Genomic DNA, 13,957 nt, shown 5'->3' with positions numbered 1-13,957 from the left:
AATGCCGACGTGATGTGACTCAGGTCACATAGAATTGCTCCGTGTTGGCGAAATAACCGGGGACCGATTCCCCGTTTAGCCCTGTGTCCGAGCGAAACGGGGACTGAATCCCCGGATCGCGATCACTCAGCCCCTCCTCAGGAGTACGCCGTGCAGACCGCCACCCCCGTGCAGCGACGGGCGTCCCGGCCCCGGGCCGATGCCCTGCGCAACCGGGAGCGGATCGTCACCGCCGCCCGGGAGATGTTCGTCGAGTTCGGCCCCGACGTGCCGTTCGACGAGATCGCCCGTCGGGCCGGCGTCGGCAACGCCACGGTGTACCGCAACTTTTCCGACCGGGACGCCCTCGTCCGCGAGGTCGTCTGCTCGGTCATGGACCGTACCTCCGAGGTCGCGGAACAGGCGCTGGCCGAGGACACCGACCCCTTCGAGGCGCTGGAACGCTTCGCGCACGCCGCCGCCGACGAGCGGGTCAGCGCGCTGTGCCCGATGCTTTCCGGCACGTTCGACAAGCACCACCCGGACCTGGAAGCGGCCCGCGAGCGCATCGAGCGGCTCGTCCAGGAGCTCATGGACCGCGCCAAGGCGGCCGGCGCGCTCCGTCCCGACGTGGGCGTCGGTGACCTGATGGTCGTCGTGGCCCAGCTCAGCCGGCCCCCGGCCGGTACCGCGTGCTTCAGTGCCGACCGTTTCATCCACCGCCATCTTCAGCTGTTCCTGGACGGTCTGCGGGCTCCGGCCCGCTCCACGCTGCCGGGCACGGCCGTGACCATGGAGGAGCTGCGCCGGTCCTGAACGATCAGTAGCTCCGTAGCGATCCATAGCGATCAGTAGCGACTAACACCGATCCGTAGCGACTATCAGCGATCCGTAGCGATCAGTAGCGACTATCAGCGATTCGTAGCGATTAGTTCCGCGCTCCACCCAAGTCATCCCTCACAGCAGAGCTTCCGGCCGTCAGCGACGACGAGCCGTCACCTACCGTCACCCTTTTTTCCTCTACGACGTCCCGGAGTGGGTACCCCCATGTCTCAAACAGCCTCAACGGCCCCCGGCGTCCCTGACGCCAACCGCTGGAGGGCGCTCGTCTTCATCGCGCTCGCCCAGCTGATGGTCGTCCTCGACGCCACCATCGTGAACATCGCCCTCCCGTCCGCCCAGCAGGACCTGGGGATATCCGACGGCAACCGGCAGTGGGTCGTCACCGCCTACGCCCTCGCCTTCGGCGGTCTCCTTCTCTTCGGCGGCCGGATCGCCGACCTGTGGGGCCGCAAGCGGGCCTTCGTCGTCGGGCTCGTCGGCTTCGCCGCGGCCTCCGCGCTGGGCGGCGCGGCGACCACCGGCGCCATGATGTTCGGCGCCCGTGCTCTGCAGGGCGTCTTCGGGGCGCTGCTCGCGCCCGCCGCGCTGTCCCTGCTCGCGGTGATGTTCACCGACGCCAAGGAGCGCGCCAAGGCCTTCGGCATCTACGGCGCGATCGCCGGTGGCGGCGGCGCCGTGGGCTTCATCCTCGGCGGCGTGCTCACCGAGTACCTGGACTGGCGCTGGACGTTCTTCGTGAACATCCCCTTCGCCGTGATCGCCGCGCTCGGCGCGTACTTCGTCGTCCGTGAGCCGGAGGGCGGCCGCAACCGCAATCCGCTCGACATCCCCGGCGTCCTGCTGTCCACCGCCGGTCTGGTCTCCCTCGTCTACGGCTTCACCCGCGCCGAGTCCGACGGCTGGGGCGACACCACGACCGTCTCCCTGTTCGTCGCGGCGGCCGTCCTCCTGCTGGCCTTCGTCGTCACCGAGGCCAAGGTCAAGGCCCCGCTGCTGCCCCTGCGCGTGGTCACCGACCGCAACCGTGGCGGCATCTACCTCTCGCTCGGCATCGCGATCATCGCGATGTTCGGCACGTTCCTCTTCCTGACCTACTACCTGCAGGTCATCAAGGGCTACTCGCCGATCAGGACCGGCTTCGCCTTCCTGCCGATGATCGCCGGCATGATGGTCGGCTCGACACAGATCGGCACCCGGCTGATGACCCGCGTCCCGGCGCGGGCGCTGATGGGCCCCGGCTTCCTGGTCGCCGCATCGGGCATGCTGCTGCTGACGCGGCTGGAGATCGGCTCGTCGTACGCCTCGACCGTGCTGCCGGCGATGATGCTGCTCGGTCTCGGCATGGGTACGGCGTTCATGCCGGCCATGTCCCTGGCCACCACGGGCGTCGAGCCCCGGGACGCCGGTGTCGCCTCCGCGATGGTCAACACCTCGCAGCAGGTGGGCGGCGCCATCGGTACGGCCCTGCTGAACACGATCGCCGCCTCCGCGACGACCTCGTACATCAAGGACCACATCGCCTCGGCGACCTCCAAGCCGCAGGCCCAGCTGGTCCAGATGCAGGGCGCGGTGCACGGCTACACCAACGCCATCTGGTTCGCCGTCGGCATGCTGGTACTGGCCGCCGCCATCGTGGTGACCTTCGTCAACGCCGGCCGCCCCGGCTCCACCCCGTTGGCGTCCGGCTCCCGTGAGGGTGCCGAGGACGAGGTGCAGGTCCCGGTGGTCGCCCACTGAGGCGCTTCCGCAGGGGTATCCCGTAGAGAACCGAGCACCAATGTGCGGACGAGGAAGGGGACGTCTCGGCCGTACGTCTGAAGGGGGTCCGCCCCGGCTCCGCCGATCCGGTGGGGCCGGGGCGGACCCGTGTCCGGCGCGGGTCGGGGTGGACATGGGTCCGGTGCGGTCGGGGCGGGCCCGTGTCCCGTGCGCCGGGGGGCCCGTGCCCGGGCCCGGTGCGGGCCGAGGCGGACTCGCGTCTGCGAGCGTGCGCCCGGCGGCTCAGCGGAGCCAGGGCAGGTCCGCCCCCGCGTCCTTGGGCTGCAGTCCCTCCGCGATGATCGTCATGATCTCGCCGAGGGACTTCTGCTGCTCGGGGGTGAGCCGGTCGAACAGGGCCTGGCGCACGGCCGCCACATGGCCGGGCGCGGTGCGCGCCAGCACCTCGTACCCCTCGTCCGTGAGGACCGCGAGCTGCCCGCGCTTGTCGGAGGGACACTCCTCGCGACGCACCCAGCCGCTCTTCTCCAGGCGCGCGACGGCGTGCGAGAGCCGGGAGCGCGTGATCTTCGCACGCATGGCCAGCTCGGTCATCCGCAGCCGCCGACGCGGTGCCTCGGCGAGCTGGACGAGCAGTCCGTAGTAGACGTGCGGCATGCCCGCGTCGCGCTGCAGCTGGCGGTCGAGGTGGTCCTCGAGAAGGGTGACGGCGTGCATGTACGCACGCCAGATGCGCTGTTCCTCGTCGGTGAGCCAGCGGGTGTCCTCAGCGGGTGCCGTCTTCATGACTCCACTGTACGAGGCGCCTTCTTGAAATTTAAACAAGTGGGGCGTAACCTCACAGGTGAGAGAGCTTGAGATTTCAAGCAATCGCATCTCCGGGCGGGCACGCCGCACCGTTGCCGCACGAAGGGAGCCGCCGCCATGTCCGCCGCCGTCGAGGAGCGCACCGCGCCCCAGCGCATGCCCGCCCTCTACCTGAGCCATGGTGCGCCCCCACTGGCCGACGACCCGGTCTGGCCCGGCCAGCTCGCCGCCTGGTCCGCCGACCTGCCGCGCCCCAAGGCGATCCTGATGGTCTCCGCCCACTGGGAGGAGGCCCCGCTCGCCCTCGGCGCGACGCGCACCGTCCCGCTGGTCTACGACTTCTGGGGCTTCCCCGAGCACTACTACCGGGTGCGGTACGAGGCCCCGGGCGCCCCGCAGCTCGCCGACGCCGTCCGCAAGCTGCTGCGCGCACCCGGCATCCCCGTCCAGGACATCCCGGACCGCGGCCTGGACCACGGCGCCTACGTCCCGCTCGTCGAGATGTTCCCCGAGGCCGACATCCCGGTCCTGCAGATCTCCATGCCGACCCTGGACCCGGTGAAGCTGATGGAGATCGGCCGCAAGCTGGCCCCGCTGCGCGACGAGGGCGTCCTGATCGTCGGCTCCGGCTTCTTCACCCACAACCTGGCCGCCCTGCGGCACGCGGGCGGGGGAGTGCCCACCTGGTCCTCGGAGTTCGACGACTGGGGCCGCCACGCCCTGGAGGCGCGCGACTGGGACGCCCTGCTGGACTTCCTGAACAAGGCTCCGGCCGGCCGCTACGCCCACCCGCGCACCGAGCACTTCGCCCCGCTGTTCGTGACGATGGGCGCGGCGGAGGCCGGCGGTGAGCTCGACGCCCAGAAGTCCGTGATCGACGGCTTCTGGATGGGAATGGCGAAGCGGTCGGTGCAGTTCGGATGACGGTGGCGGGACGCTAGACCTGCCGGAGGCCCTGCTGGAGGTCCTTCTCGTACCAGGCCACGTCCCAGTACCGCCCGAACTTGCGGCCCACCTCCCGGTAGGTGCCGACGTGGCGGAAACCGAAGCGTTCGTGCAGGCGCACGGACGCTTCGTTGGGCTGGGCGATGCCCGCGTACGCGCGGTGCAGGTCCTCGCCCGCCAGGGCGTCGAAGAGGGCCCTGTAGAGGTGCGCGCCGACGCCGCGGCCGGTCGCGTGCGGGGCGAGGTAGATCGTGACCTCGACCGAGGTCGAGTACGCCGGCTTCGGGCGGAAGGCGCTGGATGTGGCGTACCCCAGGATCTGCTGTGACTCGGTGTCTGCGGCAACCATCAGCCGGTGCGGCCCGTCTTCAGGGTGGGAGAGCAGCCAGGGGCGGCGCTCCTCCGCCGTGAAGGCCGTGGTGTCGAATGTGATCGGCGTCTCACGGACGTAGTGGTTGTAGATGTCCGTGAGAGCTTCGAGGTCGCTCTCGGCTCCCGGCCTGACCTGTACGTGGCTACGCTCTGCCATCGCCCCGCCTCCCAATGTGGCGGGACAGGGTACTGCATGATCAGAAAAAATGAGGGGCGGGTTGGGAATTCTGTCCGGATTCCAGTCGTTGTTTCCTTCGGATGCCGGGCACCCGGAAGGGTGGCCGAATCGTTACCAGACCATCCGCTAGCCCACCATCGCAAGGGAGCACGCATGGCAACCCGTGCCGTCGCCCGTCGCCAGGCCGCCGAGGGCGAAACCATCGACGCCGCGGCAAGCAGTGTTCGCGCCCAGGGCGGAGACATCGCCGACCGCGACCTGGTCGGCATGTACCTCGACGAGATCGCGCGTACGCCCCTGCTCGACGCCGCCAAGGAGGTCGAGCTCTCACAGATCATCGAGGCGGGCGTGTTCGCACGGCAGATCCTCGACGGGGAGGAGGAGGCCAAGGCGGATGCCACCCGTGAGGAGCTCGAGGCCCTGGTCGCCGAGGGGGAGCGGGCCAAGGACATCTTCATCCGCTCCAACCTCCGACTGGTCGTCGCCGTCGCGCGCCGCTATCCGCGCAGCGGCCTGCCGCTGCTCGACCTGATCCAGGAGGGGAACGCGGGCCTGGTGCGCGCCGTCGAGAAGTTCGACTACCGCAAGGGCTTCAAGTTCTCCACCTACGCCACCTGGTGGATCCGCCAGGCGATCACGCGGTCGATAGCAGACCAGTCGCGCACCATCCGGCTGCCCGTCCACCTGGTCGAGGAGCTGGGCCGCATCCGCCGCGTCCAGCGCGAGTTCAACCGTGAGAACGGCCGGGACCCCGAGCCCGCCGAGATCGCGGCCGAGCTGGACTCGTCGGCGGAGCGCATCAGCGACGTCCTCGACTGGGCGCGTGACCCCGTCTCGCTGAACATGTCGGTGGACGACGAGGGCGAGACCCAGTTCGGCGACCTGCTCGAGGACACCTCCGCGGTGTCGCCGGAGCAGTCGGTGCTCACGCTGCTGCGCAGCGAGGAGCTGGACGACCTGATCGGCCGGCTCGACGACCGCACGGCCTCGATCATCAAGATGCGGTACGGCATCGAGGACGGCCGGGAGCGCACGCTGACGGAGGTCGGCAAGGAGCACGGCCTGACGCGTGAGCGCATCCGCCAGATCGAGAAGCACGCCCTGCTGGAGCTGAAGAAGCTGGCCCGCCAGACCGGCTTCGACGCGGCGGCGTAACGACGGTGCAGTTGCCCCGCATCGAACACGCGGGTCCGGGGCACAAGACCTCCGGGTCCCCCGCGACCGCACGGTTCGTACATCCACAGAGCCGAGTCCCGACGCACTCCCCCCGGCGCCGGGACTCTCCCCGGGCCAGGCCCCGGCGCCACTCCCCCCTGGCGCCGGGGCCCGGCTTTTCGTGTGTCCGGCCACGGCAGGGGCACGTCGACGGGTCGCCCCGGACCTGAACCCCGGGGCGGCCCGGATGGCAGATTGTGCCACAGCGGCATAACCTGCCGTACGTGAGCAGTACCCCACATGGCGCGTCCCTGACCGAGCGGCGCAAGGCGGCGACCCGTATGGAGATCGCCCGGGCCGCCGCGGGACTGTTCATGGCGAACGGCCTGCGCGCCACCCGCGCCGAGGACATCGCCCGCGCCGCCGGGATCGCCCCGCGCACCTTCTACCGCTACTTCGCGACCAAGGAGGAAGCGCTCGCGCCGCTCTTCACCGCGGGCGCCCACCGGTGGACCGACGCCGTACGCGACGCCCCCGCCGGCCTCACCGTCGCCGAGGCCCTGCGTCACGCGGTGCGGCACACCCTCACCCCCGGCACCGGTGTGTCCGCCACGTCCCTGGAGTGGGTCCGCACCCTGCTGCGCCTCACCGAGTCCCACCCCGCGCTCACCAAGGTGTGGGCGGAGATCTGCCGGGCGGCCGAGCGGGAGCTGGCGGAGGTGCTCGCGGCACGGGCGGGTGGCGGGACGCCGGGTCAGGTCACCCCGTCCCTCCGGTTCGCCGCCGCCGTCGCCAGTGCGGCCGTCCGCGTGGCGGTGGAGAGCTGGGCCGCGGGTGACGCACCGGCCGCCGGCCCGGGCGGCCCGGCCGCACTCGCCGTACGCAACCTGGACGCCCTGCGGGACTTCCCGTGGACAGCGGCCGAGCCGGACTCCCCGTGAGAGAGAGCGGCTCTGCCGTGGCCGTACTCGGCCGGTCGGCTCTGCCGTGGCTTAACTCGGCCGCCCGGTTCAGCCGCGGCCTCACCCCGCCGCCCGGTTCAGCCGCGGCCTCACCCCGCCGCCCGGTTCAGCCGCGGCCTCACCCCGCCGCCCGGTTCAGCCGCGCCCTCACCGCCACCCGCTTCAGCCGCGCCCTCACCCCGCCGCCCGGCTCAGCCGCGCCCCCAGGTCCCGTACGGAAGCGACGAGGTCGGCCGGACGGTGCACCGTGAACTCGCAGTCCACCAGCGCGAGCCGTACTGCCAGCCATTCCACCGAGTCGCTCGCCACACCCCGTAGTCGGCAACTGTGCTCGTCGAGCGGCTCGGGGGCGCCGACCCACCGGGGTATGCGCGCCGCGACGAAGTCGGCGGGGGCGGCGAAGGTCGCCTCGAACTCGTAGGTCTCCTGACGCCGGTACACCGACTGCCGCAGATACTCCGCCGCGCTCCCGGTCGGCAGCTCCCGCGGCGCGAACCGGGCACCCGTCGCGAACGGCTCGGTGACCCGGTCGACCCGGAACGTACGCCAGTCCTCGCGCTCGAGGTCGTAGGCGACGAGGTACCAGCGGCGCCCCGTCGACACCAGCCGGTACGGCTCCGCCAGGCGCCGCGACGGTGTGCCGTCCCCGGAGCGGTACGCGAACCGCAGCCGCTCCCGGCCCGCGATCGCCGAGGCCATCACGGTCAGCGTCTCCGGCGCGATGCTCGCCCCGTCGCCGCTGGCCAGGGCGGTGGTGGCGGCCTGGAGTGTGGTGACGCGGTGGCGCAGCCGACTCGGCAGCACCTGCTCCAGCTTGGCCAGGGCCCGCACCGAGGCCTCCTCCACGCCTTCGACCGCGTGCCCGGCGCCCGCCCGCAGCCCGACCGCGATGGCCACGGCCTCCTCGTCGTCCAGAACCAGCGGTGGCATCGCCTTCCCGGCGACCAGCCGGTAACCGCCGTCGGCCCCCTTGCTGGCCTCCACGGGGTAGCCCAGCTCGCGTAGCCGGTCGATGTCCCGACGCACGGTGCGCCGGGACACCCCGAGCCGCTCGGCGAGCTCGCCGCCGGGCCACTCGCGCGGTGTCTGCAGAAGGGACAGCAACTGGAGGAGCCGGGCCGGAGTGTCGGTTGTCATGTGTCGAGGATGCCGGAGAAATAGGACGTGATCTGACCTAATGGCCTCCTAGCTTCGGGGCATGACCTCCACCGAGACACTCAGCAGCCGTACGGCCGGCGCGGGCGACCGCCGACGCTGGTTCGCGCTCGCGATCGTGATGACCGCGGCCTTCATGGACCTCGTCGACGTCACGATCGTCAACATCGCCATCCCGTCGATCCAGCGGGACGCGGGCGCCTCGTTCAGCCAGATCCAGTGGATCACCGCCGGTTACGCCCTAGCCTTCGCCGCGGGACTCATCACCGGCGGCCGGCTCGGCGACATCCACGGCCGCAAACGCCTCTTCCTGCTCGGCATCGGCGGCTTCACCCTCGCCTCGGCGCTGTGCGGCTTCGCCGCGAACCCCGAGATGCTCGTCGCCTCCCGGATCCTGCAGGGCGCGATGGCCGCGATGATGGTGCCGCAGGTGCTGTCGATCGTGCACGCCACCTTCCCGGCACACGAGCGGGGCAAGGTCTTCGGCCTGTTCGGCGCGATCGTCGGGCTGGGTGCCGTCTCCGGGCCGCTCCTCGGCGCGCTGCTCACCGAGTGGAACCTGTTCGGGCTCCAGTGGCGGCCCATCTTCCTGATCAACCTGCCGGTCGGCGTCGCCGCGTACCTCCTGGGCCGGCGCTTCATCACCGAGTCCAAGGCTCCGAGGGCCCTGCGCCTCGACCTCGTCGGCGTCGCCCTGGTCACGCTCGGTCTGCTGATGCTGCTCTACCCGCTCACCCGTGGCCGGGAGCTGGGCTGGCCGCTGTGGGGGTACGCGTCGATGGCGGGCGCGCTCGTCGTCTTCGGGGCGCTGGTGGCGTACGAGAAGCGCAAGACCGCGCGCGACGGTTCCCCGCTGGTCGAACTGTCCCTGTTCCGGGTGAAGAGCTTCGCGGCGGGCATCGCGGTGCAGACCGTGTTCGGCGTGGGCCTCGGCATCTTCTTCCTGGTCTGGACGCTGTACATGCAGGTCGGCCTCGGCTGGAGCGCGCTGCGGGCCGGACTGACGGGCGTGCCGTTCTCGATCGCGGTCTCCACCGCGGCCGGGATGTCGGTGCAGAAGCTGGTCCCGCGCTTCGGCCGCAAGGTGCTGCAGGCGGGCGCGCTGGTGATGGCGGCGGGCGTACTCCTCTACCTGGCGGAGGCCCACCGGTACGGCCAGTCGATCGCGTCCTGGCAGATGGCGCTGCCGCTGGTGGTCATGGGCGTGGGCATGGGCCTGATCGTCGCCCCGCTGACGGACGCGATCCTGTCCGAGGTGCCCCGCGAGCACTCCGGATCGGCGTCCGGCCTGATCAACACGGTGCAGCAGATGGGCAACGCGCTCGGCCTCGGGCTGGTGTCGGTGGTCTTCTTCGGCGAGATCGGCGACCGGCTGACCCCCGCACAGGTGGGCCCGGCCTTCGTGCACGCCTTCCAGCACGCGCTCGGTTGGGTGGCGGCGGTGATGCTGGTGATCTTCCTGCTGATGTTCGCGCTGCCCAAGCGGCCGGCGCAGCATGTCGAGGGCGATGCCGAGGACGGTGCCGCGGAGCGCTCCGGCAGCGGCGCGGGGAACGGCGCGAGCGACCACACACATCTCGCAGACGGCGCACAACCCGTCGCGGCAGCCCGGTAGCCGAACCGGCAAGCCGGCGCAGCACAGCGCGCCCGTTCGTGTCCGTTCTGTTGCCGCAACCTGTTTACTTTCCGGAAATTCGGACGTAGCCTCCCGACTGAAACCACACGTTCGGGCATGAGTCGGAGGTGAACGGGCATGTACGCGCCGGAGCGACAGCAGGAGATCCTCCGGCTCGCCCGTGACGGCGGCCGGGTCGATGTCGTCTCGCTGGCCGAGGAGTTCCAGGTCACGGCCGAGACGATCCGCCGCGACCTGAAGGCCCTCGACCGCGCGGGCCTCCTGCGTCGGGTGCACGGCGGTGCCATCCCCGCCGGGCGCCTCGACTTCGAGCCGGACCTGGCCGAACGGGAGTCCACCGCGGCCGACGAGAAGGACCGGATCGCCAAGGCGGCCCTCGCGGAGCTGCCGAGCGGGGGCACGACGATCCTCGACGCCGGCTCGACGGTCGCGCGGCTGGCGGGGGCGATCCCGCTGGACGCGGAGCTCACCGTCGTCACGCACAGCCTGCCCACCGCGGCGCGCCTCGCGGACCACCCCGGCATCCAGCTCCATCTGGTCGGCGGGCGCGTCCGGCACCGTACGCGTGCCGCGGTGGACGCGTGGGCGCTGCGGGCCTACGGAGAGATCCGCGCCGACGTCGTGTTCATCGCGGCCAACGGCTTCTCCGCCGACCACGGACTGACCACGCCCGACCTCGCCGAGGCCGCCGTCAAGCGTGCGGCGATCCGCGCCGCGCGCCGGGTGGTGCTGCTCGCCGACTCCTCCAAGCACGGCCAGGAGCACTTCGCCCGTTTCGGCAACCTCGGTGATGTGGACCTGCTGATCACCGACAGCGGGCTGAGCCCCGAGGACGCCACCGCGATCGAGCGCGGCGGCACGGAAGTAGTGCGCGCATGATTCTCACCGTCACCCCGAACCCCTCCCTCGACCGCACGTACGAGGTCCCGTCCCTGGACCGCGGCGAGGTCATCCGGGCCACCGGCGAACAGGTGGACCCGGGCGGCAAGGGCGTGAACGTCTCGCGCGCGGTCGCCGCGGCCGGGCAGCGCACGGTCGCCGTCCTGCCCCTCGGCGGTGCCCCGGGCGCGCTCGTCGCGGACCTGCTGCACGCCCAGGGCATCGACGTCGCACCGGTCCCGATCGCCGGGGCCACCCGCTCCAACATCGCGGTCGCCGAACCCGACGGCACCCTCACCAAGATCAACGCGCCCGGTCCGGAGCTGTCCCCCGCCGAGGCCGAACTCCTCCTGGAGACGGTCCGCGCGCAGTACCAGGCGGCCGACACCACCTGGATCACCTGCTGCGGCAGCCTCCCGCGTGGCCTCGCCCCGTCCTGGTACGCCGACCTGGTGGCCCGTGCCCACGCCGCGGGTGCCCGGATCGCGCTCGACACCTCTGGTCCCGCGCTCCTCGAAGCACTGCGCGAGCGCCCCGACGTGGTCAAGCCGAACGCCGAGGAACTCGCGGAGGCCGTCGGGCGCCCCCTCGTCACGGTCGGCGACGCGGCCAAGGCGGCCGAGGAGCTGCGCGCGATGGGCGCGGGTGCCGTGCTCGCGAGCCTGGGCGCGGACGGACAACTGCTGGTCAACGCCGACGGCACATGGTTCGGCAGCGCCCGCGTCGATGCCGTACGCTCCAACGTCGGGGCCGGCGACTCCTCACTCGCCGGTTTCCTGATCGCGGGCGGCAGCGGCCCGGAGGCCCTGGCCTCGGCCGTCGCCCATGGCGCCGCGGCGGTCCAGCTGCCCGGCAGCGTGATGCCGACCCCCGCCGACCTCGACCTCTCCGCCGTCACCGTCACGTCGGAGGTACCCGTGGACCGCGTGTTGACGGAGCCCGTCTCATGAGCGCGCACCCGACGCGGCGGAAGGCGGCCCTCGCGCCCGCCGCAGCCACCCGAAGGCGGGGTTTCCCCGGCCCCGCCGCCCCTTTCCTCCCCGTAGCACCTCACCTCACCCCCGTCCCCACCACCGCCCACCACGACCCCCGGGCGATACGCGTGCGAAGGAGCCCGCGATGAGCGAGATGATCACCGCGGACCTGGTCGACCTCGACCTGTCCGCCGACACCAAGGAAGCGGCGGCCCGTGCCCTCGCCGAGCGGATGGTGGCCCAGGGCCGGGTGACCGACCTGGAGGGCTTCCTCGCCGACGTGGCCGCCCGCGAGGCCCAGATGCCGACCGGCCTCGACGGCGGCATCGGCATACCGCACTGCCGCAGCGAGCACGTCACCGGGCCGACCCTCGCCTTCGGGCGCAGCGCCCGGGGCATCGACTTCGGCGCCGCGGACGGACCGGCCGACCTGATCTTCCTGATCGCCGCCCCGGCGGGCGCGGACGACGCGCACCTGACGATCCTGTCCTCGCTGGCCCGCCAGCTGATGAACACCGAGTTCACCTCCGCGCTGCGGTCCGTGAACGACGCGGCGGCCGCGGCCGCGCTCATCCGCGGCGACGAGGCTCCGGCGGCCCAGGCCCAGGCCCAGGCTCAGGCTCCGGCTCAGGCTCCGGCGGCGGACGAGGTTCCGGCGGCGGTCGAGGCCCCGGCGGCGGACGAGGCCCCGGCGGCGGTCGAGGAGCCCACCACCTCCGCCGCCTCCTCCGAGGTGGCCGCTGAGGAGGCGGGCGGGCGCCCGTTCCGTATCGTCGCCGTCACCTCCTGCCCGACCGGTATCGCCCACACCTACATGGCCGCCGAGTCGCTGGAGAACGCGGGCCGCGAGGCGGGTGTCGAACTCGTCGTCGAGACGCAGGGCTCGGCCGGCTTCACCCGGCTCGACCCGGCCGTCATCACGGCGGCGGACGCGGTGATCTTCGCCCATGACGTCCCCGTGCGGGAGAAGGACCGCTTCGCCGGGAAGCCGACCGTCGACGTCGGCGTGAAGGCCGGCATCAACCGGCCCGCCGAGCTGATCGCCGAGGTGCGCGCGAAGGCCGAGCGCGGCGAGGCGACCGCTCCCGCCTCTGGCGGTACGCCCGTGGAGCGCGCCGGTGAGTCCGGCGAGGGGTACGGCACCAAGCTGCGCAAGTGGCTGATGTCCGGCGTGAGCTACATGGTCCCGTTCGTCGCCGCGGGTGGCCTGCTCATCGCCCTCGGCTTCGCGATCGGCGGCTACAAGATCAACAAGGCGCCTTCGGTCATGGACCACTTCGTGTGGTCCCAGGGCGACAGCTGGGCCGCTCTGCTCTTCCAGATCGGCGTGGTGTCCTTCGGCTTCCTCGTCCCGGTCCTGGCCGGCTACATCGCCTACGGCATGGCGGACCGTCCCGGTCTCGTGCCCGGCTTCGTCGGCGGCTCGATCGCCCTCACCATCAACGCGGGCTTCCTCGGCGGCCTGGTCGCCGGTCTCCTCGCCGGTGGCGTGGTGATGGGGATCCAGAAGGTCAAGATCCCGCCGGCGCTGCGCGGCATCATGCCGGTGGTGGTGATACCGCTGATCTCCTCGGCGATCGTCGGGTTCCTGATGTTCGTCGTGATCGGCAAGCCGATCGCCTCCGCGCAGAAGGGCATGACCGACTGGCTGAACAGCCTCTCCGGCACCAACGCCATCCTGCTCGGCGCCCTGCTCGGCGTGATGATGTGCTTCGACCTCGGCGGCCCGGTCAACAAGGTCGCGTACACCTTCGCCACCGCCGGTATCGCGGTCTCCAACCCGAGCGACTCCGCGATGAAGATCATGGCCGCGGTGATGGCCGCCGGTATGGTCCCGCCGCTGGCGATGGCGCTGGCCACCACCGTGCGCGGCAAGCTCTTCACGCAGACCGAGCGCGAGAACGGCAAGGCCGCCTGGGTGCTCGGCGCCTCCTTCATCTCCGAGGGCGCGATCCCGTTCGCGGCGGCCGACCCGCTGCGCGTCATCCCCTCGTCCATGGTCGGGGGCGCCATCACCGGCGCCCTGTCGATGGGCTTCGGCGCCACGCTGCGCGCCCCGCACGGCGGCATCTTCGTGGTCCCGCTGATCGGCAACCCGTTCCTCTACCTGGTCGCCCTCGTCGCCGGCGTGTGCGTGACCACGGCTCTGGTGGTGATCCTGAAGGGCATGCGCAAGCAGAGCCCCGAGGGCTCCGCGAAGGAGGCCGCGGGAGCGTCGGTGTCGGCCCGTGACTCCAAGCAGCCCGTCGCCGCCTGATCCGGCGGTAGTGACAACGCGGTTGGGCCGCGCCCCTCAACAGGGGCGCGGCCCAACCGCGTTTGTGGCGCACTTACCTCGTCCTTTGCCCGTCTT

12 protein-coding genes are annotated in these 13,957 nt (G+C 71.6%); 9 read left to right on the top strand and 3 right to left on the bottom strand.

From position 1 onward, the window contains the following. The first annotated feature begins 150 nt into the window (after positions 1-150). Together ACIRC0_RS31520 and ACIRC0_RS31515 are read left to right on the top strand one after the other, a co-directional pair. Positions 151-795, top strand: a complete 645-nt coding sequence (locus ACIRC0_RS31520) for a TetR/AcrR family transcriptional regulator (protein ID WP_403622860.1) — start codon at positions 151-153, stop codon at positions 793-795. Positions 796-1,026: 231 nt separating this feature from the next. Beyond that, the gene (locus ACIRC0_RS31515) at positions 1,027-2,559 is read left to right on the top strand and encodes an MFS transporter (protein WP_403622858.1); all 1,533 of its coding nucleotides are present in this window, start codon (positions 1,027-1,029) and stop codon (positions 2,557-2,559) included. A 264-nt stretch (positions 2,560-2,823) separates the two neighbouring features. Here ACIRC0_RS31515 and ACIRC0_RS31510 read toward each other — a convergent pair whose 3' ends face one another. Next, positions 2,824-3,327 carry a MarR family winged helix-turn-helix transcriptional regulator gene (locus ACIRC0_RS31510; protein ID WP_403622855.1) on the bottom strand — a complete coding sequence of 168 codons (504 nt, stop codon included), beginning with the start codon at positions 3,325-3,327 and terminating at the stop codon, positions 2,824-2,826. Positions 3,328-3,465: 138 nt separating this feature from the next. Here ACIRC0_RS31510 and ACIRC0_RS31505 point away from each other — a divergent pair, with 138 nt between their 5' ends. Further along, positions 3,466-4,272, top strand: a complete 807-nt coding sequence (locus ACIRC0_RS31505) for a dioxygenase (RefSeq protein WP_403622852.1) — start codon at positions 3,466-3,468, stop codon at positions 4,270-4,272. A gap of 13 nt (positions 4,273-4,285) precedes the next feature. Here ACIRC0_RS31505 and ACIRC0_RS31500 read toward each other — a convergent pair whose 3' ends face one another. Next, entirely contained in the window at positions 4,286-4,822 is a 537-nt protein-coding gene (locus ACIRC0_RS31500; protein WP_403622849.1) for a GNAT family N-acetyltransferase, read from the bottom strand. A 174-nt stretch (positions 4,823-4,996) separates the two neighbouring features. Here ACIRC0_RS31500 and ACIRC0_RS31495 point away from each other — a divergent pair, with 174 nt between their 5' ends. Both ACIRC0_RS31495 and ACIRC0_RS31490 read left to right on the top strand, forming a co-directional pair. Next, positions 4,997-5,998: an RNA polymerase sigma factor RpoD/SigA gene (locus ACIRC0_RS31495; protein WP_200420740.1), complete on the top strand. Its 1,002-nt coding sequence runs from the start codon at positions 4,997-4,999 to the stop codon at positions 5,996-5,998. Between the two features lie 341 nt (positions 5,999-6,339). Beyond that, positions 6,340-6,939, top strand: a complete 600-nt coding sequence (locus tag ACIRC0_RS31490) for a TetR/AcrR family transcriptional regulator (RefSeq protein ID WP_403623033.1) — start codon at positions 6,340-6,342, stop codon at positions 6,937-6,939. A gap of 195 nt (positions 6,940-7,134) precedes the next feature. Here ACIRC0_RS31490 and ACIRC0_RS31485 read toward each other — a convergent pair whose 3' ends face one another. Continuing rightward, the gene (locus tag ACIRC0_RS31485) at positions 7,135-8,097 is read right to left on the bottom strand and encodes a helix-turn-helix transcriptional regulator (RefSeq protein ID WP_403622846.1); all 963 of its coding nucleotides are present in this window, start codon (positions 8,095-8,097) and stop codon (positions 7,135-7,137) included. A gap of 61 nt (positions 8,098-8,158) precedes the next feature. Here ACIRC0_RS31485 and ACIRC0_RS31480 point away from each other — a divergent pair, with 61 nt between their 5' ends. The 4 genes from ACIRC0_RS31480 to ACIRC0_RS31465 all read left to right on the top strand — a co-directional run bounded on the left by ACIRC0_RS31480 (position 8,159) and on the right by ACIRC0_RS31465 (position 13,861). Then, complete coding sequence (locus ACIRC0_RS31480; RefSeq protein WP_403622843.1) at positions 8,159-9,730, top strand: MFS transporter; 1,572 nt, start codon at positions 8,159-8,161, stop codon at positions 9,728-9,730. 138 nt (positions 9,731-9,868) lie between these two features. After that, positions 9,869-10,630, top strand: a complete 762-nt coding sequence (locus ACIRC0_RS31475) for a DeoR/GlpR family DNA-binding transcription regulator (RefSeq protein WP_403622840.1) — start codon at positions 9,869-9,871, stop codon at positions 10,628-10,630. Next, positions 10,627-11,580 carry a 1-phosphofructokinase gene (gene pfkB, locus ACIRC0_RS31470; protein ID WP_403622837.1) on the top strand — a complete coding sequence of 318 codons (954 nt, stop codon included), beginning with the start codon at positions 10,627-10,629 and terminating at the stop codon, positions 11,578-11,580. Before ACIRC0_RS31475 ends, pfkB begins: the two co-directional genes overlap by 4 nt. 169 nt (positions 11,581-11,749) lie before the next feature. Then, a complete protein-coding gene (locus ACIRC0_RS31465; RefSeq protein WP_403622834.1) occupies positions 11,750-13,861 on the top strand; it encodes a fructose-specific PTS transporter subunit EIIC in 2,112 nt (703 codons plus the stop codon). Positions 13,862-13,957: the final 96 nt, after the last annotated feature.

It is taken from the genome of Streptomyces sp. NPDC093984 (assembly GCF_044764595.1).
GTDB classification, from domain to species: domain Bacteria; phylum Actinomycetota; class Actinomycetes; order Streptomycetales; family Streptomycetaceae; genus Streptomyces; species Streptomyces cynarae.
This window is presented reverse-complemented; position numbering and strand designations above follow the sequence as displayed.

Excerpts from the sequence above, each read along its gene's own strand:
- ACIRC0_RS31515 (WP_403622858.1), top strand. The coding sequence starts at position 1,027 with ATGTCTCAAACAGCCTCAACGGCCCCCGGCGTCCCTGACGCCAACCGC.
- ACIRC0_RS31510 (WP_403622855.1), bottom strand. The coding sequence starts at position 3,327 with ATGAAGACGGCACCCGCTGAGGACACCCGCTGGCTCACCGACGAGGAA.
- ACIRC0_RS31505 (WP_403622852.1), top strand. The coding sequence starts at position 3,466 with ATGTCCGCCGCCGTCGAGGAGCGCACCGCGCCCCAGCGCATGCCCGCC.
- ACIRC0_RS31500 (WP_403622849.1), bottom strand. The coding sequence starts at position 4,822 with ATGGCAGAGCGTAGCCACGTACAGGTCAGGCCGGGAGCCGAGAGCGAC.
- ACIRC0_RS31495 (WP_200420740.1), top strand. The coding sequence starts at position 4,997 with ATGGCAACCCGTGCCGTCGCCCGTCGCCAGGCCGCCGAGGGCGAAACC.
- ACIRC0_RS31490 (WP_403623033.1), top strand. The coding sequence starts at position 6,340 with ATGGAGATCGCCCGGGCCGCCGCGGGACTGTTCATGGCGAACGGCCTG.
- ACIRC0_RS31485 (WP_403622846.1), bottom strand. The coding sequence starts at position 8,097 with ATGACAACCGACACTCCGGCCCGGCTCCTCCAGTTGCTGTCCCTTCTG.
- ACIRC0_RS31480 (WP_403622843.1), top strand. The coding sequence starts at position 8,159 with ATGACCTCCACCGAGACACTCAGCAGCCGTACGGCCGGCGCGGGCGAC.
- ACIRC0_RS31475 (WP_403622840.1), top strand. The coding sequence starts at position 9,869 with ATGTACGCGCCGGAGCGACAGCAGGAGATCCTCCGGCTCGCCCGTGAC.
- pfkB (WP_403622837.1), top strand. The coding sequence starts at position 10,627 with ATGATTCTCACCGTCACCCCGAACCCCTCCCTCGACCGCACGTACGAG.
- ACIRC0_RS31465 (WP_403622834.1), top strand. The coding sequence starts at position 11,750 with ATGAGCGAGATGATCACCGCGGACCTGGTCGACCTCGACCTGTCCGCC.